Consider the following 19809-nt stretch of genomic DNA (forward strand, 5'->3'; position numbering starts at 1 on the left):
AATGTCGGATGAGCGGACGGATCTCGGCACAGCGCTCGACGTGCTGCTGCGCTTCGGCGCGGCGATGATGCATGCCGGCGACACGGCCTTCCGCGTGCGCGCAGCGATGGCCCGGCTGGCCCGCGCCCTGGCGATCGAGTCCCTGGCCGTGCAGGTGACGATCGGCAGCCTGCAGGCGACAGCTCGGCGCGGCGGCACGACGGCCACGCTGGTGCGCGAGATCGGCCCGCCTGGCATCGACGCCCAGCGCATCGTCTCGCTGGAGAGGCTGGCGCAGGCGAACCGGCCAGGCCTGACAGCGCGCGAGCTCGCAGCCGCGCTCGACGCCCTCGAGCAGGCGCCGCCGCACTACCCAGTTGTCGTCGTCGCCGGGGCGATCGGGTTGGCGTCGGCGGCGTTCTCCTACCTCAATGGCGGCGATGCACTGGGCACCGTGGCGGCGGCGATCGCCGGCGGCGCCGGCCAGGCGGTGCGGGCGCTTCTGTTCGCCCGACGCCTCAACCAATTTGCCGTCACCGCGATGTGCGCGGCGCTGACCGCCGGGCTCTACTGCGCCCTGGTGGCTACGCTGGCGGCCAGCGGCTTCGGGCCGGGCCATGCCGCGGGGTTCATCTTCTCGGTGCTGTTCCTGGTGCCCGGCTTTCCGTTGGTGGCCGGGCTTCTCGACAGCGTGCAGCACCAGACCATGGCAGCGGTCGGACGCCTCTCCTACGCCGCCATGATCCTGCTCGCCGCCGCGATCGGCCTGTCGGCGGTCGCCGCCATCGCGGGCATCGCGGTGGCGCCAGCACCGGCCCACCCGGGTGGCATCGAGGTCTCGACCCTCATGCTGCGCGCGCTGGCGAGCTTTGCCGGCGGCGTGGCCTTTGCCGTGCTCTACAATAGCCCGTTCGCCACCCTGCTGGTGGTCGGCGCCATGTCGCTCGCCGGCAACGAGCTGCGGCTGGCCCTGCACGATCTCGGCATGGCGCTGGCGCCGGCGACGTTCTTCGGCGCGCTGCTGGTCGGCCTGATCGCCACCCTGGCGCGCCACCGGCTGCACCATCCGCGCATCGTGCTGACGGTGCCCAGCATCATCATCATGACCCCGGGCCTGTTCGCCTTCCAGGCGATCGTCATGGTCAACCAGGGCGCAGCGCAGGCGGCGATCATCGCCGGCGCCACCGGCTTCTTCATCGTCGGCGCCATGGCGATGGGCCTGGTCGCCGCCCGCTTCCTCACGGAAAGGCGCTGGCTGGTCGAGCGGTGACACACTGCAGGGAACGCGCCACTCGTGGGCGCTGACTTTTCTGGAAAGGGCGTGGCGATGGACGACATCTTGATCCGGGGCGGCCAGGTGATCGATGGGACCGGTGCGCCGGGCCGCGTGGCAGACGTGGCGATCCGGGCCGGTCGCACCACCGCCATCGAGACGAACCGGACCGAGAGCGCCGATCGCGTCGTCGATGGCCGGGGCTGCGTGGTGGCTCGGGGCTTCATCGACATTCATACCCATTCCGATTTCACGCTGCCGCTCAACCCCGAGGCCGAGTCCAAGATCCGCCAGGGGGTGACGACCGAAGTGGTGGGCAATTGCGGCTTCTCCGTCGCGCCGGCCCTTCCCGACAAGGTCGATGCCTTGCGCACGTATCTGTCAGGCAGTGCCCCCTGGCTGACGTTCGAGGCAACCGACTTCGCTCGCTACATGGACGGTTGGCCCGACATGGCGGTGAACACGGTGATGCAGGTCGGCCACAACACGCTGCGCCTGATGGCGATGGGCATGGAGAACGGCGCGCCGCGCGAGGCGGAGCTCTCAGCGACATCGCCGCCGCCCGCGCGCGCGGCGTCGACGTGCACGGCGACCAGTATCCCTATGACTGGGCCAGCAACCCGCTGCGCTTCCTGCTACCGACCTGGCTGCAGGAAGGCGGCATGGCGACGATGCTGGAGCGGCTGGCCGATCCTTACGTCCGCTCGCGCATCCGGCAGAAGATTGCCGAAGTCGGCTTCAACAATTTCGGCCAGATCGAGTCGTGGGCCGACATCCGCATCGCCATCTCGCCGCACGGCGCAGCCGAACCGGGCCACACCATCGAGGAGATCGCGCGCGAGCGACGCTGCGATCCGCTCGACGCGGTCTGCGATGTCATCATCGCCGACAAGGGCGCGACCCGTATCGTGGTTCGATCGATGTCGGAGGACGACGTGCGCGCCATCGCCGCCGACCCTTCAGCGCTCGTCGGCTCCGACGGGACGTGCGTGGTGCCCTATGGCGTTACCGGCCAGGGCAAGCCACACCCGCGCTTCTACGGCACGTTCCCGCGCCTGATCGGCCACTATGCCCGCGATCTCGGTCTGCTGACCTTGCCTCAGGCGATCGCCAAGATGACCGGCGGCGCCGCATCGGCGCTCGGCTTGGCGGATCGTGGCTTGTTGCGTGAAGGCTAGGCAGCCGACGTGGTTCTCTTCGACCCCGCAACCATCATCGACCGGGCGACCTACGATGACCCGCATCTGTATCCGGCAGGCATCGGGACAGTGATCGTCAATGGAACGGTGGTGATCGACGATGGCGAGCACACCGGCGCCTTGCCGGGCCGGCTGCTGAGGCGACGAGGCACGGTGCTGGGATAGTGGACCGACGGGCACGTACCGAGAAGGTCCCGCGATGGCAGAGCGTATCGTCACGTCAGAAGGCGCGCATTGTGCGCTTTGGGCGTCCGTTGCCTCAAGGCGTGATAAGGGTCGTCAATTGTGCACCTTCGTCAGCGACGAAGACGGCAATCAATTCGGCCCAGTCGGTGTTGCTCGCGTTGGCGGATACGAGATGGATTGCGCCTGGCGGTTCAAAGAACGACTGACCGACATCGAATATCTCCACCGGGCCACCTTTGAGTTGCGACTTGATTTGGCCTTTGGTGATGTGGGCCGTGACCGTGCCTGCGTGACGGTGCGGCGGCGTAAAGCCACCCGGTCCGTAGGTCACTCGGACGATGGTTACTCTCTTGCCCGGTATGTCCGGTAGCGCGTGCGAACTGATCACCTCCACTTTATTGAGCGATGAGCCGGCCGAGGCATCAGAAGCGCATATCGGGAGTGGACTCTCCGACGTCGCGTCCATTTTTGAGGGCAAGGTTCGCACGCTCACGACTGCGCAAACGGTAGCCGCGGCGAGAACGAGCGATAGCCGGAACTGCGCTCGACCCGCGACCGGCATCATCATTTCCAGTGCGATCGTCATCGAAGTCTCCTAGCGGCTCGCAAGCCTCAGCCTTCCTTCCTTGCGCGAACCAGAAGCTCGCCTGGAGTTCCGACGCCATAGTCGCGTGTTGCCCCGTCAGAAGTCACGTAGCCGTCGAGCAGATCCCGGCCGATGGCCTCCGGCGCACGTTTGGCAGGTACGCCAAAGCCGCCGGAGCCCGGCGTGACCATGTCGATCACCGAGCCCGCCGGCGCCTGGAATGCTCCCTTGCAAGGAAGGTTGCGCGATTTGCCGTCGGGTGTGGTCAGCGTGACGACGGCAGCGGCGCCGGCCTTGCCTCCCATCAATCCGAACGGTGGCGACGTCATCCGCTCCATGCAGAGCGAGCCCACGGCATCGGCTCCCGGCAGCAAGCGCCACCTGCGGACGGCGCCGCAGCCGCCGCGAAACTGTCCCGCGCCGCCTGAATCCGGATTCACGGCATAGCGCTCGACACGAAGCGGGAAGGCCATCTCGAGAACCTCGATGGGCGTGTTCATCGTGTTCGAGATGCCGCTGGCGATCGTGTTGATGCCGTCCTTGTTCGGCCGCGCGCCGAAGCCGCCCTTGATCGTTTCGTAGGAGACGTAGCGCGCTCCCGAGCGGGGATCGACACCACCGAACGTGACGACGGCAGACGTCCCCTGGCTGCAGGCCATGACACGATCCGGCCAGATCGCGGCAAGCGCGCCCATCACCATGTCGGCGACGCGGTGGCTCATCTCGTGATTGGCATAGACGACGGGTGCGGGAAACGCCGCGTTGACCACGGAGGCTTGCGGCGCCACGACGGAAATCGCGCGCCAGCAACCGGAGTTCGGCGGAATGAGGCTGCCCGGGTCCACCGCCATCTTCAGGCCGCAATAGACGCCCGATGCCGTCACCGACAGCGGGGCGTTCATCGGACCCTTCACCTGCGGATCGCTGCCCGCGAAATCGACCACGAGCCGGTCGCCGGACTTCTTGATGTGCATGCGCACGCGGAACCTTGTGTCGTTGCCATCAGCATCGTCGGCAATACCATCGCCGTCGCAGAAATCCTCGAACGTGCCCTCGCCATCGGGCAGGTCGACGAGGGCGACGCGCATCAGGCGCTCGGAGTAGTCCATGACCTCCGCCATCGTCTCGACGAGCTCGCGCGCGCCGTAGCGTTGCGCCAGTTCCTGCAGCCGTTGAACGCCCCGAAGGGTTGCCGCCAGCTGGGCGCCGAGATCGCCGCGCCGCTCGGCGGGCGTGCGGACGTTCGCCAGGATCAGCTTCTCGAGGTCGGCATTCATGACACCCTTGGCGACGAGGCGAAGCGGGGGCAGCCGCAAGCCCTCGCCGTAGATTTCGGTCACCGCGCCATAGCTGCCGGGCGTCGCGGATCCGACATCAGGCCAGTGCGCCCGCAGGCACGTGTAACCGAGCAGCAGTCCATCGTGGAAGGCCGGACGGATGACGTTGACGTCGGGCAGATGGCTGCCGCCGAAATAGGGATCGTTGTGGATGAAGACGTCGCCATCGTGCACGTCGCCGCCGAAGGCAGTGACGATGGCACGGACGGCATCCGGCATGGAGCCCAGATGGATCGGAAGATCGATCCCCTGGGCCACCATGGCGCCCTCGGCATCGAACACGCCGCAGGAAAAATCGCCGGCCGATTTCAAGATCGGCGAATAGGCGGTCTTGCACAGGATGACGCGCATCTCCTCGGCGATCTTGAAGAGGGCATTCTTCGCGATCTCGAAGGCTGCCGGATCCTTTCGGCGTGGCTTCGTCATTGTGCGGCTCCCTGCTTTGCCCGCGCCATCAGGATGAATCCGTCGCCATCCATGCGCGCCTGCCAGCCAGGCGGGATCAGGATGGTCGATTCGAGGCTCTCGACCACAGCGGGGCCGTCGACGACAGCGCCCTCCGCCATGCGTGCACGATCGTGCACTTCGGCGGTGATCATGCCGGTACTGCGAAACCAGACTTCGCGCGATGGCTTCGCAGACCGCGCGCCGGGCGCGGCCGGTTGCTGGCGAATGGCGAGCGGCGGAATGACCCCAATCGCCGCGAGACGCAGGCTGACGAACTGCACAGGCTCGGCGCGATTGTCGTGACCATAAGTCTTCGCGTGATGGCGGTGAAAGGCCTCGGCAATTCCGCCGATCGCGGCCGCATCGACGGCGCCGCCCGCGACGGGCACATTCAATTCATACGACTGGCCGGCATAGCGCGCGTCGACGGAACGATCGAAGCGGCGGCGAGCGGCGACGATCCCGGCTCGCTCGAGCATGGCACTGCCTTCGGCTTCCATGGCGCGGAAGGCCGCCTCCAGGACGGACGGATCGGCTGTCGCCGTCGTGGTGTAAACGGTACGCACGTAGTCGCGCCGCAGGTCCGTGCCGACCAGGCCCAAAGCCGAGAACGCTCCCGGGATCGGCGGACAAACGACTGACGCAATACCGAGCTCCTCGGCGAGAGCCGTTGCGTGCAGCGGGCCGGCCCCCCCGAAGGCAGCCAGCGCGAAGTCGCGGGGATCATGGCCGCGTTGCACCGAGACGATCTTCAACGCCTCTGCCATGGCATGGTTGACGATATCGATGACGGCGGCGGCAGCAGTCCGCCCGTCCACGCCGAGCGGGATCGCGAGCCGCTTCTCGATTGCGGCCGCAGCTGCCTCGAGATCCAACGCCATGGTGCCGGCAAGCAGCGATTGCTGGCCGAGATAACCCAGCACCAAGTTGCAGTCGGTCACGGTTGGTTCGGTGCCGCCACGGCCATAGCAGACGGGGCCGGGCTCGGCGCCCGCACTCTTCGGCCCCACGCGCAGGGCACCGGCGCGGTCGACCCAGGCGATCGAGCCGCCGCCCGCGGAAACCTCGGCGAGATCGATCACCGGAACGCGGATCGGATGCCCGGCGCCGTTCATGAACCGCGTCACGTTGGATCCGCCGCCAACCTCGTATTCCGGCGTCGTCTCGTATCGTCCATCGCGAATGAGACTGGCCTTCGCGGTGGTGCCGCCCATATCGAACGAAAGGAGATCCAGCTTGCCGGTCTGGCGTGCAACCAGGGCGGCACCGACGACGCCGGCCGCCGGGCCGGACTCCACCGCCATCGCCGGCATGGCGACGCCCTCGGGCGCTTCGAACACGCCACCGTTCGAGCCCATCAGGTAGAGCGCCGGCAGGCCCATCTGTCTCGTCGCCGCCTCGAGCTTCGCCAGATAGGAACCGAGGATCGGCCCGACATAGGCGCAGACGGTCGTCGTGCTGGTGCGCTCGAACTCGCGGATCTCCGGCAGCACCTCGGACGAGAGATAGACGGGAATGTCTGGAAATGCCGCCCGCAGCCGGCGGCCGAGGCTTTGTTCGTGAGCCGGATTGAGGAAGCTGAACAGCAGCGAGACCGCAATCGATTCCACGCGCTCTGCCTTCAGATCGGCAATCAACCCGTCGATTTCCGTCTCTGCAAGCGGCGTCGCGATCTGCCCGTCGGCGCCGATGCGTTCCGTGATCTCGAACCGGCGCCGACGTGGCGTCAACGTAGCCGGAGGGTCCTGGAAAAGATCATAGAGATCGCCGCGCGAGGACCGTCGCAACTCCAGGACATCGCGAAAGCCACGTGTCGCGACAAGGCCGACGCGAGCGCCCTTTTCCTCGAGCAGCGCGTTGGTGACGACGGTCGTGGCATGGCAGAGCAACCCGACGTCGCCCGGTGCGATGCCATAGGCCCGCATCGCGGAGCCAAGGGCATCGAGCACCCCGGACACGAAATCACGTGGTGTCGTCAGCGTCTTGGCAGCGCCGATGCGACCGCTCGCGTCGTCCACCACGGCAACGTCAGTGAATGTACCCCCGATATCGACCCCAATACGCCAAGCCATGATTTCTACTCACTCGCAACGTAAGGCCGCACCATCTTAGCCGGGTCGACGATGCGGTCGAAATCGGCTTCGCCGACATAGCCGAGCTCGAGCGCTGCCTGCTTCAGCGTCAGGTCCTTGTCCATCGCGTGATGGGCGATCTTCGAGGCCTTGTCGTAGCCGATCACCGGGGCCAGCGCCGTCACCAGCATCAGCGAGCGGTCGACATATTCCTTGATCTTGCGAAGGTTGGGCTTCGTGCCCTCGACCAGGAACTTGCGGAAGTTGGTGCAGCCGTCGGTCATCAGCGTGATCGAATGGGCGATGTTGTAGATGATCAGCGGCTTGTAGACGTTCATCTCGAGATAGCCGCCGGCACCGCCCAGCCCCACCGCGACGTCGTTCGCCATCACTTGGGCGGCGATCATGGTGAGCGCCTCGCACTGCGTCGGGTTGACCTTGCCCGGCATGATCGACGAGCCGGGCTCGTTCTCCGGAATCTCGAGCTCGGCGAAGCCGGCGCGCGGCCCGCACGACATCAGGCGGATGTCGTTGGCGATCTTGTAGAGCGACACCGCGAGCGTGCGCAGCGTGCCGGAGAGCTGTACCAGCGCATCGTGCGCGCCTTGTACCGTGAACTTGTTGGGCGCGCTCACGAACGGCAGGCCGGTGAGCCGCGCGATCTCGGCCGCCGCCGCCTCGGCGAAGCCCGGGGCGGCGTTGATGCCGGTGCCGACCGCGGTGCCGCCCAATGCCAGCTGGTATGTCCCTTTCAGCGAATCCTTCAAGCGCTCGAGATTGTCGGCCAGCATGCCGGCATAGCCCGACCATTCCTGGCCCAGCGTGATCGGCGTGGCATCCTGCATGTGGGTGCGGCCGATCTTGACGATGTCGTCCCATGCCTTGGCCTTGCCGGCGATGGCATCGTGCAGCGCGCCGACCGCCGGCAACAGCCGCTCGGCGACGCCGACCGCGGCGGCGATGTACATCGCCGACGGGAACGAATCGTTCGACGACTGGGACATGTTGACGTGATCGTTGGGATGGACCGGCTTCTTCGAGCCGACCGGCGTGCCGGCGAGCTGGCAGCAGCGGTTGGAGATTACCTCGTTGACGTTCATGTTGAACTGCGTGCCGCTGCCCGTCATCCACACATGCAGCGGGAACATGTCGTGATGCCGGCCAGCCAGGATCTCGTCACACGTCTTGACGATCAGGTCGTGCGCCGCGGCCTCGAGCCGCTTGCCGGCATGGTTGGCGTTGGCGCAGGCCTTCTTCAGCGTCGCATAGGCGCCGATCATCTCGCGCGGGATCAGGTCCTTGCCGATACTGAAATGCTCGAGCGAGCGTTGCGTCTGGGCGCCCCACAGCTTGTCCGCCGGGACGCTCACATCACCGAGACTGTCGGTCTCCTTGCGAAAGTCTGCCACACGGACCTCCTCGCCTTGTTTTGGAAGCAGCGTTCGATCTTGCCACAGATCAACTGATTCCTAGCCACAGATGAACGCAGATAAACACGGATTGCTTTGTTCTTTGGACCGCGGGCGTCTCGCCCGCTCATGCTCTGCCGGGAGCGCGCCACTCTGTGGCGCTCTTTTCATTCTCCCTCCCCAGCTTCGCTGGGGAGGTGTCGCGTCGTACGCGATGGAGGGGTTAAGGGCACAGGAGGGGTTGCTCATGACCTCTCCGTCCGCGATTACGCGGACACCTCCCCAGCGAAACTGGGGAGGAGAATGAGATGAGCGCCACGAAGTGGCGCGCTCCCGGCGCGTAAACCGGCGAAACGCCGGCAGTCCAGAAGAGGCCACGCCGCCACGTCGAACATCTGTGTTCATCTGTGGCTAATTCTTTCTTCATTCACTCCACCGGCGGCCGCGCCCCGCGCAGCGACTTCAGGGTGCCGTGCCGCTTCTTGTCGTCGAGGCGCCGCCGCTTGCTCGCCTTGGTGGGCTTGGTCTTCTTGCGCGGGATCGGCGGACGCGCAGCGGCGCGCACCAGCGCGACCAGGCGCGCCAGCGCTTCCTCGCGGTTGCGCAGCTGGCTGCGCTCGCCCTGGGCGACAAGGACCAGCACGCCGCTGCGCGTCAGCCGCCGCCCGGCCAGCCGCTCCAGCCGCTGGCGCACGTCGTCCGGCAGCGACGGCGAATGGCGCACGTCGAAGCGCAGCTGCACCGCCGTCGACGTCGTATTGACATGCTGGCCGCCCGGCCCGGCGGCGCGCACGAACGTCTCCTCGATCTCGTCGGGATCGAGGGCGATCGTGCCGGTGATGCGGATCGGCTGGGCGCGATGCGTGGTTTCGCCGACCGCCGCCATCACTCCCGCCCCCCGGCCTTGCACAGCATCTCCTCGATCGGCGTGCGGCCGCCCTGCTTGGCATAGGTGAGCGCCCGGCGGCCGGTGAAGTCGGCAATGTCGGGATCAGCCTTCTTGTCGAGCAGCCCACGCACCACCTCGGCGAAGCCCCGCCGCGAGGCGATGATCAGCGCCGTCGCCCCCTGCTCGGTTTGCGCCTTGACGATCGGCTTCACACCCAGAAGGTCCTGCGCCGAAACCGACGCAGCCGGTATCACCAGCAACCATACGAGAACAGTCCGGCGGATCACGTCTTCCCACCCCGCGATTCCTGGAAGCGGGCCTCAATGCGGTCCCAGATCTGTGCTTCCAGTAACACGCCGTCGAACCGGTTGATCTGCTGCAGGCCAGTCGGCGAGGTGACGTTGATCTCGGTAAGGTAGTCGCCGATGACGTCGATGCCGACGAACAGCAGGCCACGCCGGGCAAGCTCCGGGCCGATCGTCTCGCACAGCTCGATGTCGCGCTTCGTCAGGCCGGCCTTGGTGGCGACGCCGCCGACATGCATGTTCGAGCGCGCCTCCCCCGCCGCCGGCACGCGGTCGATCGCGCCGACCGCCTTGCCGTCAATCAGGATGATGCGCTTGTCGCCCTTGCGCACCTCGGGCAGGTAGCGCTGGGCGATCAGCGGCTCGCGGCTGCGCTGCGAGAACATCTCCAGCAGCGAGTTGAAATTCTCGTCGTCGGGCCGGACGCGGAACACGCCCGCGCCGCCATTGCCGAACAGCGGCTTCAGGATGATGTCCTGATGCTCCTCGCGGAAGGCGCGAATGGCGCGCGGATCGGCGCTGATCAGGGTCGGCGGCATCACGTTGTCGAAATGGGTGACGAACAGCTTCTCCGGCGCGTTGCGGACGCTCGCCGGGTCGTTGACCACGAACGTCCTGGGATGGATGTGCTCCAGGATGTGCGTGGTGGTGATGTAGGACATGTCGAACGGCGGATCCTGGCGCAGCAACACGATGTCGACTGTCGCGAGGTCGATCATCTCGGGGGCACCCAGGGTGAAGTGATTGCCCTTCTCGCGCCGAAGCTTCATCGGCTGGGCGCGCGCCGTCACCTTGCGGTCGCGAAACGTCAGGTCGGGCGGCGTGTAATGCCACACCGTATAGCCGCGCCGTTCGGCTTCGAGGCCCAGCACGAAGGTCGAATCGCCCTCGATGTCGATGGTCGAGACGTGATCCATCTGGATGGCGACACTGAGCGTCATGGGCGGGTCCTGGACTGGAATTGCGAGGTCTGTTGCAGTCAGTTAAGGCCGCGCCGCAACTCCTGCAACAGCGCCGTTGCGTGCTGGCGCACGGCCGGGTCGCCACCTCCGCCCTCGAGATCGAGGAATCGCTGGAAGGCGGCGATAGCGGCGCGGCGCTTGTCGAGCCGGGCATGGAGCTGCCCCGCCTCGAACAGCAGCTCCGGCCGGTCGGGGGCGATAGCCAGCATGCGCTCGAGCGACTGCGCCGCGCCCGGCCAGTCGGCTTTCTTGGCGAGGCGCAGCCGGATGTTGTTCTCGAGCCGCAGCAGCACGTCGCGGTCGTCGACCGGGTGGAAGTATTGCGGCTGCAGGTCGGCCTCCTGGCCCTGCACCTTGCGCAGCAGCCCGCGCAGATCGGCGGCATCGCGCACGGCGCCGTCGTGGAACGGATCGACCACATGGCGCGCGCCGTCGATGGCGACGCGGATCAGGAAATGGCCGGGAAAGCCCAGCCCCACGGCGGGCCATCCCTGCGCCCGTGCGACGTGCAGGTAGAGCAGCGAGAGCGCAACCGGCAGTCCCTTGCGTCGCTCCATGACGCGAACGAGGTCGGCATTCTGCAGGTCGTCGTAGGACTCGGTGTCGCCGCGATAGGCGTAGGAGCGGGCGATGATCTCGGCCAAGCCCTCGGACGTGGCGCCTCGCCGGCGCACCAGGTCGGCGAGGTCGGACACCATCGCCGCGGCATGCTGGCGGAACGGCACGAGATCGATGGCTTCCTCGCTGCGGGCGACGCTCAGGGCGAAGCCAGCCTCGAGCACGTCGAGTCGTTGACCGCCGCCGGCGCAGAGATCGCGCAGGCGATCGAGCCTGGCCTGCAGCGCGCGGTCATCCGGCACGTCTCACCATCACTCCGGCGCCTGCCACACGTCGGGCAGATGGCGCGGCCAGACGCCCGAGACCAGGACGGCATCGAAACGCACCGAGTGCGTGGCATAATAGGGATGGCGGGCGACGAACAGGCTGGCGGCGCGCGCCACGCGGCCGAACTGGCGGCCGCCCAGCGCCTCGGCAGCAACGATGACATCGCGCCGCGCCTTGACCTCGACGAAGGCCAGGACGCCGCCGCGCCGCGCGACGATATCGATCTCGCCGAGCTTGGTCTTGTAACGCCGCGCCAGGATCGAATAGCCGGCCAATCGCAGGCGCCAGACCGCGCACGTCTCGGCAACCTTTCCCAGCCGATGAGCCCGCTGACGCGCCTGGATTGTCATGCCGTCATCCCTCGTTTCAGTTCGAGCGCCCGGGCATAGACCTCGCGGCGCTGCAAACCATAGCGCGCCGCGACCTCCGCCGCCGCATCCTTGACCGACGCACCAGCCATCGCCAATCGCAGGGCCTCGTCGAGCGCGCCGGGGCCGGGTGCAGCCGCCCGGTCGGGCGGCCCGATCACGAGGACAATCTCGCCCTTGACGTCGGGTTGGCCGGCATAATGCCGGGCCAGCTCGTCGAGCGGGCCGCGCCGCACCTCCTCGAACAGCTTGGTGAGCTCGCGTGCGATCGCCGCGGGCCGCGGGCCCAGCAGGTCGGCCAGGTCGGCCAGCGAGGGCCCAAGCCGGTGCGGCGCCTCGAAGAACACCAAGGTCGCAGGCACGTTGGCCGCGGCGGCGATGGCGCGGCGGCGCTCGCCCTCCCGGCCCGGCAGGAAGCCGCCGAAGAAGAACCGGTCGGTCGGCAGGCCGGACAGGGCGAGCGCCATCGGCAGGGCCGAGGCGCCCGGCGCGGCCGTCACGAAATAACCACCGGCCAGGGCGGCCCGCACCAGGCGATAGCCCGGATCGGAGATCAGCGGCATGCCGGCGTCGGACACCAGGGCGACCCGCTTGCCGGCGGCGAGTGCGCGCAGCAGCCGCGGCTCGGCATCGTCCTGGGTGGCGTCGCTGTAGGCCACGGTCGGCACGGCTATCCCATAATGGCTGGCGAGCTTGGCAAACACCCTGGTGTCCTCGCAGGCGATCAGGTCGGCCGCCTGCAGGACATCGAGGGCACGCAGCGTGATGTCGCGCAGGTTGCCGATCGGGGTTGCGACGATGTGCAACCCCGGCGCCAGCGGCGGTTTACGCCGCGCCTGCCCATCGCTAGCTTGTGCCGGTTCGTCCACGTCCCGTTCGTCCACTTCCATCGTCAGCCGATTGCTGGAGTTTTGCGCCGATGCGCCAGTCGTTCTTCGCGCTTGCCGCCCTTGCCTTCCTGCTGGGCGCCTGCGCGCAGCAGCCCCAGACTAGCACGGCGCCGCCCAAGCCCACGACCACCGGCCCGGCCGTCGGATCGCCGGTCACGCCCTCTGGCAAGACGCGCATTGCCCTGTTGCTTCCGCTCACCGGCCGGGCGGCGCCGATCGGGCAATCGATGCAGCAGGCCGCCGAGATGGCGCTGTTCGACACCGGCGCCAAGGAGCTGGCGCTGGCCGCCTACGATTCCGGCGAGAGCGCCGATACGGCCATGGAAGCCTACCGCAAGGCGCGGACCGACGGGGTGGCGCTGGTGCTCGGCCCGCTGTTCGGCCAGTCGGCCGCCGGCCTGGCGCCGCTGGTCGACCAGGGCGGCGCCAACGTGATCTCCTTCTCCAACGACGAATCGGTGGCGCGGCGCGGCGTGTGGATCATGGGCATCGCGGCGCCGCCGCAGGTCCGCCGTGTCGTCGACTACTCGGTCGACAACGGCATCCGTCGCTTCGCCGCCTTCGCGCCGCAGACCTCCTATGGCGAGCAGATGGTCCGCACCCTGGAAAGCCAGGCCACGCTGCGCGGCGCCCGGGTGGTGGGGACCGAACTTTACGATCCCAACAGCCTCGACCTTACCGCGGCCGCCCGGCGCCTAGCCGGCACGCTGCAGGGCGACGACGGCAAGCTCGCCGTGCTGGTACCGGTGGCGCCGCCGCGCCTGTCATCGGCGCTGGCCGCCCTCGCCGCGGCCGGCATCGACACCAAGTCGATCCAGCTGATCGGCACCGGGGTATGGGACGTCGCCGGCATCGGCAACGAGTCCCTGCTGCGCGGCGCCTGGTATGCCGCACCCGATCCGGCCGCGCGGGCCGATTTCGAGCGCAAATTCCTGGCGACCTATGGCCGGCCGCCCAACCGGCTGTCGACCCTCGCCTATGACGCCGTGGCGCTCGCCGGGCACCTCGCCCGTCTCAAGCCTGGTGGCGATTTCTCGGCCGAGGCGATCACCAACCCGGCCGGCTGGTCGGGCATCGACGGCATCTTCCGCTTCCTGCCGGACGGCAAGTCGGAGCGCGCGCTGGCGGTGATCGAGGTCCAGGCCGGCCGCAACAACGTGGTGAGCCCGGCCCCGGGCCAGTTCGCGCCGCGGCCGACCAACTAGGGGGTTGTGACGTGTCACAGACCCCAATCCGCTGACCATGCCAGGCCTGCCCCGCGCGATTCTGTTCGATCTCGACGACACGCTAATCCGCGCCTACGCCCAGCCGGACGATGCGTGGCGCCGGCTGCTCCACGTGTTCGCCGCCCATCTCGACGCCCACGACGAGGCGGCGATCGAGCGCGTCCGCATCGCCATCATGAACGAGGCGCGCGCCTTCTGGTCGGACCAGGCCGAGGCGGCGAAGTGGCGCCTGGATATTCCGACGGCGCGTCGGCTGTCGACGCGGCGCGGGCTGGCGCGGCTCGGCTACGCCGACGAGGCGCTGGCCGACAGGATCGCCGATGCCTTCACCGAGATGCGGCGCAACGAGTACCGGCTCTATCCCGACGCGCACGCCACCGTCGACGCCCTGCGCCAGGCCGGCGTCAGGCTGGCCCTGGTGACCAACGGCGCCTCGGCCACCCAGCGCGACAAGATCGTGCGCTTCGAGCTCGGCCATCGCTTCGACCACATCCAGATCGAAGGCGAGTTCGGCCAGGGCAAACCCGAGCTCGCCGTCTATCGCCACGCGCTGGAGCGGCTGGGAGTCACGCCCGCCGACGCATGGATGGTCGGCGACAACTACGAATGGGAAGTCGTGGCGCCGCAGCAACTCGGCATGTGCGGCATCTGGTACGACCCCTACGAAGCGGGCGTCCCGGCCCACGCGCCAGCACAGCCCACGCGCATCATCCGGCGGCTGGGGGAATTGCTGGAGTAGCCATCTTTTTCCTCCCCAACGAAGTTGGGGAGGTGTCGGCGTAGTCGCCGACGGAGGGGTCATGAGCAGCGCGACTGCAGCTCATGACCCCTCCGTCGCCGTAAGACGGCGACACCTCCCCAGCGAAGACGCTGGGGAGGACAATGATCACTACTCCGCGGCCTTGAGACCCTCGCTGCGCCTGGCGCGATCTTCCGGCATCTTGTCGGCGGTGTGCAGCATCAGGCGCTCGACGCGTTCGCCTTCGATCAGGTGCTTCTGCAGCACCTCGTCGATGTCTTCCTTGGTCGGGCAGGAATACCAGACGCCTTCGGGATAGATCACCACGGTCGGTCCGAGCTCGCAGCGATCGAGGCAACCGGCATTGTTGATGCGAACATTGTCGATACCCAATTGCCGTGCTCGCCCCTTCATGTAATCGCGCAACGCCTCGCTGCCGCGATCGGCGCACGAGCCGCGCGGATGGCCGGCCACCCGGCGATTGGTGCAGCAAAAGACATGCGCATTGTAGTACGGCTTGGGGTCGGTCGGCTTTTCACGCTGGCTCATGGGGGGTTCAATCCTTCTTTCCGCTGGCGATGTTGGCGAGCTGTGCCCAGAAAGCCTGCTGCATCTGCTGCATCTGTTCCATGCCCTGCATCGATGCCGGCAGCCAGGTCTTGAAGATGGTCTCAGGGTTCATGGCGCCGAGGCTCGACCGCAGGCGCTCCTCGATCTCACCCATGATGCGATCCTGCATGGGCTTGATGTCGGGCAGGCCGAAGAAGGCACGCGCTTCCTCGGGCGTGCAGGTAACCTCGACGTTGACCTTCATGGCGTTCTCTCCGTTTCGCCGAGCTTAGGCGATATCGGCGCGGCGAGCCATGCTGGCCATGGTTCCTCGCAATTGTCCTCCCCGGCTTCGCTGGCGAGGTGTCGCCGTCAAAGGCTGTTGGCCGCGCAGCAGCCAAAATGCCGATACTGCAACGAAGGGTTATGGCTCTCATGAACCATGAATCCATGACCCCTGCGTCGCGTATGACGCGACACCTCCCCAGCGAAGCTGGGGAGGCGTATGAAGAACCATGGTTCCTTCCTGGCTTGCCCCCAACCCGCGCGCCAACCGGCGGCAGAAATTCGGCCGCGACCAGCAGTTCGTGGTCAATCCCAACGGCATTCCCGAGCTCTGCGAGGAGTTGCGCGAATGCCCGCGCCACACCCCGACGCCGCTCCACGACCTGCCGGCGCTGGCCGAGCGCCTGGGAGTCGGACAGGTCCGCGTCAAGGACGAGAGCCAGCGCTTCGGATTCGGCGCCTTCAAGGCGCTGGGCGGCGTCATTGCCGTCTACAACGTGCTGTCCGGCGCGGTCGGCGAGGCCTGCCATTCCAGCACCAGTTTCGCCGAGCTCGTGAAGGGACAGCATCGCAAAATCACCTCCCGCTTCACCTTCGCCACCGCGAGCTCGGGCAATCACGGCCGGTCGGTCGCCGCCGGCGCCAAGCTGTTCGGCGTGCCGTGCACGGTGTTCCTGCCCAAGTTCACCAGTGCCGAGAAAGAGGCGGCGATCCGTGCCCGCGGCGCCGAGGTGATCCGGGTCGATGGCGACTACGACACCGCCGTCGCCGAATGCCGGCGCCTGTCCGACGAAAAAGGCTGGTCGATCATCTCGGATACTTCGTGGGAGGGCTACGATTCGGTGCCGCGCAGCGTCATGCGCGGCTACTGCGTGCTGGCCCACGAGGCGGTCGTGCAATGGCGGCAGGCGCCGACACACGTGTTCGTGCAGGCCGGCGTCGGCGGCCTCGCCGCCGCCGTGATCGGCTATCTGTGGGCCGTGCTGGAGGAGCGCCCGATCTCGATCGTGGTCGAGCCGGCGAGTGCGGATTGCTGGTTCCAGAGCAACCTCGCCGGCAAGCCGGCGTTGGCGAGCGGCAATGCCGATACCGTCATGGGGGGCCTGGCCTGTCGCGAGATCTCGCCGGTGACGTGGCCGGTGGTCGGCGACGGCACTGACTGGTTCATGACCATCGAGGAGGACGAGGTGCTGCCAGCCCGGCGCCTCTATGCGCACCCGCTCGGCAATGATCCCGCGGTCGCCTCGGGTCCGTCGGGCTGCGCCGGCCTGGCCGGCCTGCTGCGCGTCGGCGCCGACGCAGCCGCGTTCAAGGCGCTGAAACTCGATCGCCAGTCGCGCATTCTTTTGATCAACAGTGAAGGCAATCTCGGCGAGGCCCCGCCATGACGCGAGTCTCTGTCATGACCAATAGCCGCAATCGACTGAACGAGGAGACCAGCCCCTACCTGCTGCAGCACGCCGACAATCCGGTCCATTGGTGGCCGTGGGGCGATGCCGCGCTGGCCGAGGCGCAGCGCACCAACCGGCCGATCCTGCTGTCGGTCGGCTACGCCGCCTGCCACTGGTGCCACGTGATGGCGCACGAGAGCTTCGAAGCGCCTGAGGTGGCCGCGGTGATGAACGAGCTGTTCGTCAACATCAAGGTCGACCGCGAGGAGCGGCCCGACATCGACGGCATCTACATGCAGGCGCTGCAGGTGTTGGGCGAGCAGGGCGGCTGGCCACTCACCATGTTCTGCACGCCGGCCGGAGAGCCGTTCTGGGGCGGCACCTATTTCCCCTATCCTGCGCGCTATGGCCGGCCGAGCTTCGTCGATATCCTGCACGGCGTATCGAAGGCCTTCCAGGAGAAGGCCACCGAGGTCGAGCAGAATCGCCAGGGCCTGCTGACCGCGCTGAAGCGGCGGGCTGAGAGCCAGGCCGTGCAATTCAAAGGCGACGGCCCGCCCCTGCCGCTCGAGATGCTGGATCAGATCGCCCGGCGCATCGCCGAGGCGTGCGACAGCGAATGGGGCGGCCTCAAGCAGGCGCCCAAGTTCCCCTCGCCCTACATGTTCGAGACCTTGTGGCGGGCGTGGCTGCGCGGCGGGCGGCGCGAGGCCGCGCTGTTCGACATCGTCACGGTGACACTCGACCGCATGTGCCAGGGCGGCATCTACGATCATCTCGGCGGCGGCTTCGCCCGCTATTCGACCGATGCCGAATGGCTGGTGCCGCATTTCGAGAAGATGCTCTACGACAATGCGCAGCTGATCGATCTCCTGACCCTGGTCTGGCAGGAAACCAGGAGCCCGCTCTACGCGAGGCGCATCGCCGAGACGTGCGACTGGACCTTGCGCGAGATGACGACGGCAAGCGGCGGATTCGCCGCCACGTACGACGCCGACAGCGAAGGCGTCGAGGGCAAGTTCTATGTCTGGGACGACGCCGAGATCGAGGCGATCCTCGGCGCTGATGCGGCCTTCTTCAAGCAGGCGTACGACGTCACGCCGGGTGGCAACTGGGAGCATCACACCATCCTGCACCGCAATCGCCGGCCGCAGCTGCTCGACGAGGCCGGCGAGCAGCGACTCGAGATTCTGCGCGGCAAGCTGAAGATGGTGCGTGACAAGCGGGTCTGGCCAGGTTGGGACGACAAGGTGCTGGCCGACTGGAACGGCCTGATGATCGCCGCCCTCGCCAATGCCGCAATCGTGTTCGAGCGCGACGACTGGCTCGCGGCCGCACGGCGTGCCTGGCGCTTCGTGATGGACGACATGCGCGATGGCGAGGGCCGCCTGTTCCATGCCGCGCGTGCCGGCAAGCGCCAGCATCGCGGCACGCTCGACGATTATACCGCCATGGCCCGCGCCGGCCTGGTCCTGTTCGAGGTGACCGGCGAAACGTTCTTCCTCGACGAGGCGAAGGCCCTGGTCAGCGTGCTCGATCGTCACTTCGCCGATACCGAGGGCGGCGGCTATTTCATCACCGCCGACGATGCCAGCGACCTGATCCTGCGCGCCCGCCATTGCCACGACAATGCCGCGCCGTCGGGCAACGGCATGCTGCTCGGCGTGTTCGCCAGGTTATGGGCGCTGTCCGGCGATTCAGCGTGGCGCGACAAGGCCGAGCGCCAGCTCGCCGCCTTCGCCGCCGAGCTCGAGAAGAACTTCTTCCCGCTGATGACGCTGCTCAACGGCTACGACCTGCTGCAGGGCGCCACCGAGATCGTGATCGTGGGCGATCCGGCGGCACGCGAGACGCGGGCGCTGCACCGCGCCGTCCAGGGCCGCAGCCTGCCCAACAAGATCGTGCGCGTCCTGGCGCCTGGCAGCGCGCTGCCACCCGGCCATCCTGCCGCGGGCAAGGGGCTGGTCGACGGCCGGCCCGCCCTCTACGTTTGCCACGACATGGCGTGCCGGCCGCCGATCACCGATGCGGCCGCATTCGATCCGTGAAGGAGTTGGTTCGTGCAACTGCAGCTCAAGACCTGGACGTTCGTCGAGGACTATCTCAAGACCAAGACCGGCATCATCATCCCGATCGGCTCGACCGAGCAGCACGGACCGACCGGCCTGATCGGCACCGATGCGCTGACCGCCGAGATGATCGGCCGTGGCGCCGGCGAAAAAGTCGGCGCGCTGGTGGCGCCCACCATCTCCGTCGGCATGGCGCAGCATCACCTCGATTTTCCCGGCTCGGTGACCTTGCGGCCAACCACGCTGATCGCCGTCGTGCGCGATACCGTGGTGTCGCTGGCGCGCCACGGCTTCACCCGCTTTTTTTTCGTCAACGGTCATGGCGGCAACATCGCCACCGTGACTGCGGCGTTCTCGGAGATCTACGCCGAGCGCTCGATGGAGCGGCTGAGCAACCAGCCCTCGATCAAGTGCGCGCTGCGCAACTGGTGGGACGGTCCGGGCATCAAGAAGCTCAGCCAGGAGCTCTACCCGGTCGGCGAAGGCAGCCACGCCACCGCCTCGGAAGTGGCCCTCACCTGGTACAAGTATCCGGAGACGATGAACCGCACGCAGCTCGAGCCGCGGGTCGCCCCCAACGGCTCGTTCGCCGATGCCGAGGACTACCGCCGCGCCTTCCCCGACGGCCGCATCGGCTCCGATCCCAGCCAGGCGACGCCCGAGCACGGCAAGCGCTTCTATGACGTGGCGGTCGAGGAAGTGGCGCGCGACTACGAGAAGTGGGTGGCGCGGTAGACGCCGACGAGCGACGCGCTGCCATGGC

Annotated in this window: 21 protein-coding genes; 8 read left to right on the forward strand and 13 right to left on the reverse strand. The window is 67.5% G+C overall.

Annotated elements, in window-relative coordinates; genetic code table 11:
• The first annotated feature begins 1 nt into the window (after position 1).
• Entirely contained in the window at positions 2 to 1249 is a 1248-nt protein-coding gene (locus tag ACILR9_RS03140; RefSeq protein WP_395708423.1) for a threonine/serine exporter ThrE family protein, read from the forward strand.
• Positions 1250 to 1680: 431 nt separating this feature from the next.
• Here ACILR9_RS03140 and ACILR9_RS03145 read toward each other — a convergent pair whose 3' ends face one another.
• Positions 1681 to 1839 carry a hypothetical protein gene (locus ACILR9_RS03145; protein WP_395708424.1) on the reverse strand — a complete coding sequence of 53 codons (159 nt, stop codon included), beginning with the start codon at positions 1837 to 1839 and terminating at the stop codon, positions 1681 to 1683.
• Between ACILR9_RS03145 and ACILR9_RS03150 the strand changes: the two genes are divergently transcribed.
• Together ACILR9_RS03150 and ACILR9_RS03155 are read left to right on the forward strand one after the other, a co-directional pair.
• Positions 1834 to 2430 carry an amidohydrolase family protein gene (locus tag ACILR9_RS03150; protein WP_395708425.1) on the forward strand — a complete coding sequence of 199 codons (597 nt, stop codon included), beginning with the start codon at positions 1834 to 1836 and terminating at the stop codon, positions 2428 to 2430. The genes ACILR9_RS03145 and ACILR9_RS03150 overlap by 6 nt on opposite strands.
• A gap of 9 nt (positions 2431 to 2439) precedes the next feature.
• The gene (locus tag ACILR9_RS03155) at positions 2440 to 2616 is read left to right on the forward strand and encodes a hypothetical protein (RefSeq protein WP_395708426.1); all 177 of its coding nucleotides are present in this window, start codon (positions 2440 to 2442) and stop codon (positions 2614 to 2616) included.
• Between the two features lie 94 nt (positions 2617 to 2710).
• Here ACILR9_RS03155 and ACILR9_RS03160 read toward each other — a convergent pair whose 3' ends face one another.
• From ACILR9_RS03160 to rsmI, 10 genes are all read right to left on the reverse strand, one after another.
• Positions 2711 to 3223 (reverse strand): cupin domain-containing protein, encoded by a 513-nt coding sequence (locus ACILR9_RS03160; protein ID WP_395708427.1) that lies wholly within the window; start codon positions 3221 to 3223, stop codon positions 2711 to 2713.
• 26 nt (positions 3224 to 3249) lie between these two features.
• Positions 3250 to 4986, reverse strand: coding sequence for a hydantoinase B/oxoprolinase family protein (locus ACILR9_RS03165; RefSeq protein WP_395708428.1), 1737 nt, complete (start codon positions 4984 to 4986; stop codon positions 3250 to 3252).
• The gene (locus ACILR9_RS03170) at positions 4983 to 7079 is read right to left on the reverse strand and encodes a hydantoinase/oxoprolinase family protein (RefSeq protein WP_395708429.1); all 2097 of its coding nucleotides are present in this window, start codon (positions 7077 to 7079) and stop codon (positions 4983 to 4985) included. Before ACILR9_RS03170 ends, ACILR9_RS03165 begins: the two co-directional genes overlap by 4 nt.
• 5 nt (positions 7080 to 7084) lie before the next feature.
• Positions 7085 to 8488, reverse strand: a complete 1404-nt coding sequence (fumC, locus tag ACILR9_RS03175; protein ID WP_395708430.1) for a class II fumarate hydratase — start codon at positions 8486 to 8488, stop codon at positions 7085 to 7087.
• Positions 8489 to 8915: 427 nt separating this feature from the next.
• Entirely contained in the window at positions 8916 to 9374 is a 459-nt protein-coding gene (arfB, locus tag ACILR9_RS03180; protein WP_395708431.1) for an alternative ribosome rescue aminoacyl-tRNA hydrolase ArfB, read from the reverse strand.
• Entirely contained in the window at positions 9374 to 9664 is a 291-nt protein-coding gene (locus ACILR9_RS03185) for an ankyrin repeat domain-containing protein (protein WP_395708432.1), read from the reverse strand. Before ACILR9_RS03185 ends, arfB begins: the two co-directional genes overlap by 1 nt.
• The gene (gshB, locus tag ACILR9_RS03190; RefSeq protein ID WP_395708433.1) at positions 9661 to 10623 is read right to left on the reverse strand and encodes a glutathione synthase; all 963 of its coding nucleotides are present in this window, start codon (positions 10621 to 10623) and stop codon (positions 9661 to 9663) included. The genes ACILR9_RS03185 and gshB overlap by 4 nt, the downstream gene beginning before the upstream one ends.
• Positions 10624 to 10661: 38 nt before the next feature.
• Entirely contained in the window at positions 10662 to 11504 is an 843-nt protein-coding gene (locus ACILR9_RS03195) for a SirB1 family protein (protein WP_395708434.1), read from the reverse strand.
• Between the two features lie 9 nt (positions 11505 to 11513).
• Positions 11514 to 11879 (reverse strand): YraN family protein, encoded by a 366-nt coding sequence (locus ACILR9_RS03200; RefSeq protein ID WP_395708435.1) that lies wholly within the window; start codon positions 11877 to 11879, stop codon positions 11514 to 11516.
• Positions 11876 to 12766, reverse strand: a complete 891-nt coding sequence (gene rsmI / locus ACILR9_RS03205; RefSeq protein ID WP_395708436.1) for a 16S rRNA (cytidine(1402)-2'-O)-methyltransferase — start codon at positions 12764 to 12766, stop codon at positions 11876 to 11878. The genes ACILR9_RS03200 and rsmI overlap by 4 nt, the downstream gene beginning before the upstream one ends.
• Before the next feature lie 50 nt (positions 12767 to 12816).
• On the opposite strand from rsmI, the gene ACILR9_RS03210 reads away from it, so the two are divergent.
• Together ACILR9_RS03210 and ACILR9_RS03215 are read left to right on the forward strand one after the other, a co-directional pair.
• The gene (locus ACILR9_RS03210) at positions 12817 to 13992 is read left to right on the forward strand and encodes a penicillin-binding protein activator (RefSeq protein WP_395708437.1); all 1176 of its coding nucleotides are present in this window, start codon (positions 12817 to 12819) and stop codon (positions 13990 to 13992) included.
• Between the two features lie 37 nt (positions 13993 to 14029).
• Complete coding sequence (locus tag ACILR9_RS03215) at positions 14030 to 14752, forward strand: HAD family hydrolase (protein ID WP_395708438.1); 723 nt, start codon at positions 14030 to 14032, stop codon at positions 14750 to 14752.
• Positions 14753 to 14902: 150 nt separating this feature from the next.
• Here ACILR9_RS03215 and ACILR9_RS03220 read toward each other — a convergent pair whose 3' ends face one another.
• Both ACILR9_RS03220 and ACILR9_RS03225 read right to left on the reverse strand, forming a co-directional pair.
• A complete protein-coding gene (locus tag ACILR9_RS03220) occupies positions 14903 to 15301 on the reverse strand; it encodes a (2Fe-2S) ferredoxin domain-containing protein (RefSeq protein ID WP_395708439.1) in 399 nt (132 codons plus the stop codon).
• Between the two features lie 7 nt (positions 15302 to 15308).
• The gene (locus ACILR9_RS03225; RefSeq protein WP_395708440.1) at positions 15309 to 15566 is read right to left on the reverse strand and encodes a DUF6489 family protein; all 258 of its coding nucleotides are present in this window, start codon (positions 15564 to 15566) and stop codon (positions 15309 to 15311) included.
• A gap of 250 nt (positions 15567 to 15816) precedes the next feature.
• On the opposite strand from ACILR9_RS03225, the gene ACILR9_RS03230 reads away from it, so the two are divergent.
• Genes ACILR9_RS03230 through ACILR9_RS03240 form a run of 3 tightly spaced genes read left to right on the forward strand, consistent with a single transcriptional unit; the run spans position 15817 to position 19781 of the window.
• The gene (locus ACILR9_RS03230) at positions 15817 to 16974 is read left to right on the forward strand and encodes a diaminopropionate ammonia-lyase (protein WP_395708441.1); all 1158 of its coding nucleotides are present in this window, start codon (positions 15817 to 15819) and stop codon (positions 16972 to 16974) included.
• A 14-nt stretch (positions 16975 to 16988) separates the two neighbouring features.
• Positions 16989 to 19025, forward strand: a complete 2037-nt coding sequence (locus tag ACILR9_RS03235; protein ID WP_395708442.1) for a thioredoxin domain-containing protein — start codon at positions 16989 to 16991, stop codon at positions 19023 to 19025.
• Between the two features lie 12 nt (positions 19026 to 19037).
• On the forward strand, positions 19038 to 19781 hold the full coding sequence (locus ACILR9_RS03240) for a creatininase family protein (protein ID WP_395708443.1): 744 nt from the start codon (positions 19038 to 19040) through the stop codon (positions 19779 to 19781).
• The last annotated feature ends 28 nt before the right edge of the window (positions 19782 to 19809 follow it).

It is taken from the genome of Reyranella sp., assembly GCF_044224635.1.
Classification (GTDB): Bacteria; Pseudomonadota; Alphaproteobacteria; order Reyranellales; family Reyranellaceae; genus Reyranella.

Coding starts and splice junctions, on each gene's coding strand:
- ACILR9_RS03140 (WP_395708423.1), top strand. CDS start 2: ATGTCGGATGAGCGGACGGATCTCGGCACAGCGCTCGACGTGCTGCTG.
- ACILR9_RS03160 (WP_395708427.1), bottom strand. CDS start 3,223: ATGACGATCGCACTGGAAATGATGATGCCGGTCGCGGGTCGAGCGCAG.
- ACILR9_RS03165 (WP_395708428.1), bottom strand. CDS start 4,986: ATGACGAAGCCACGCCGAAAGGATCCGGCAGCCTTCGAGATCGCGAAG.
- ACILR9_RS03170 (WP_395708429.1), bottom strand. CDS start 7,079: ATGGCTTGGCGTATTGGGGTCGATATCGGGGGTACATTCACTGACGTT.
- arfB (WP_395708431.1), bottom strand. CDS start 9,374: ATGGCGGCGGTCGGCGAAACCACGCATCGCGCCCAGCCGATCCGCATC.
- gshB (WP_395708433.1), bottom strand. CDS start 10,623: ATGACGCTCAGTGTCGCCATCCAGATGGATCACGTCTCGACCATCGAC.
- ACILR9_RS03200 (WP_395708435.1), bottom strand. CDS start 11,879: ATGACAATCCAGGCGCGTCAGCGGGCTCATCGGCTGGGAAAGGTTGCC.
- ACILR9_RS03210 (WP_395708437.1), top strand. CDS start 12,817: ATGCGCCAGTCGTTCTTCGCGCTTGCCGCCCTTGCCTTCCTGCTGGGC.
- ACILR9_RS03215 (WP_395708438.1), top strand. CDS start 14,030: ATGCCAGGCCTGCCCCGCGCGATTCTGTTCGATCTCGACGACACGCTA.
- ACILR9_RS03220 (WP_395708439.1), bottom strand. CDS start 15,301: ATGAGCCAGCGTGAAAAGCCGACCGACCCCAAGCCGTACTACAATGCG.
- ACILR9_RS03225 (WP_395708440.1), bottom strand. CDS start 15,566: ATGAAGGTCAACGTCGAGGTTACCTGCACGCCCGAGGAAGCGCGTGCC.
- ACILR9_RS03230 (WP_395708441.1), top strand. CDS start 15,817: ATGGTTCCTTCCTGGCTTGCCCCCAACCCGCGCGCCAACCGGCGGCAG.
- ACILR9_RS03235 (WP_395708442.1), top strand. CDS start 16,989: ATGACCAATAGCCGCAATCGACTGAACGAGGAGACCAGCCCCTACCTG.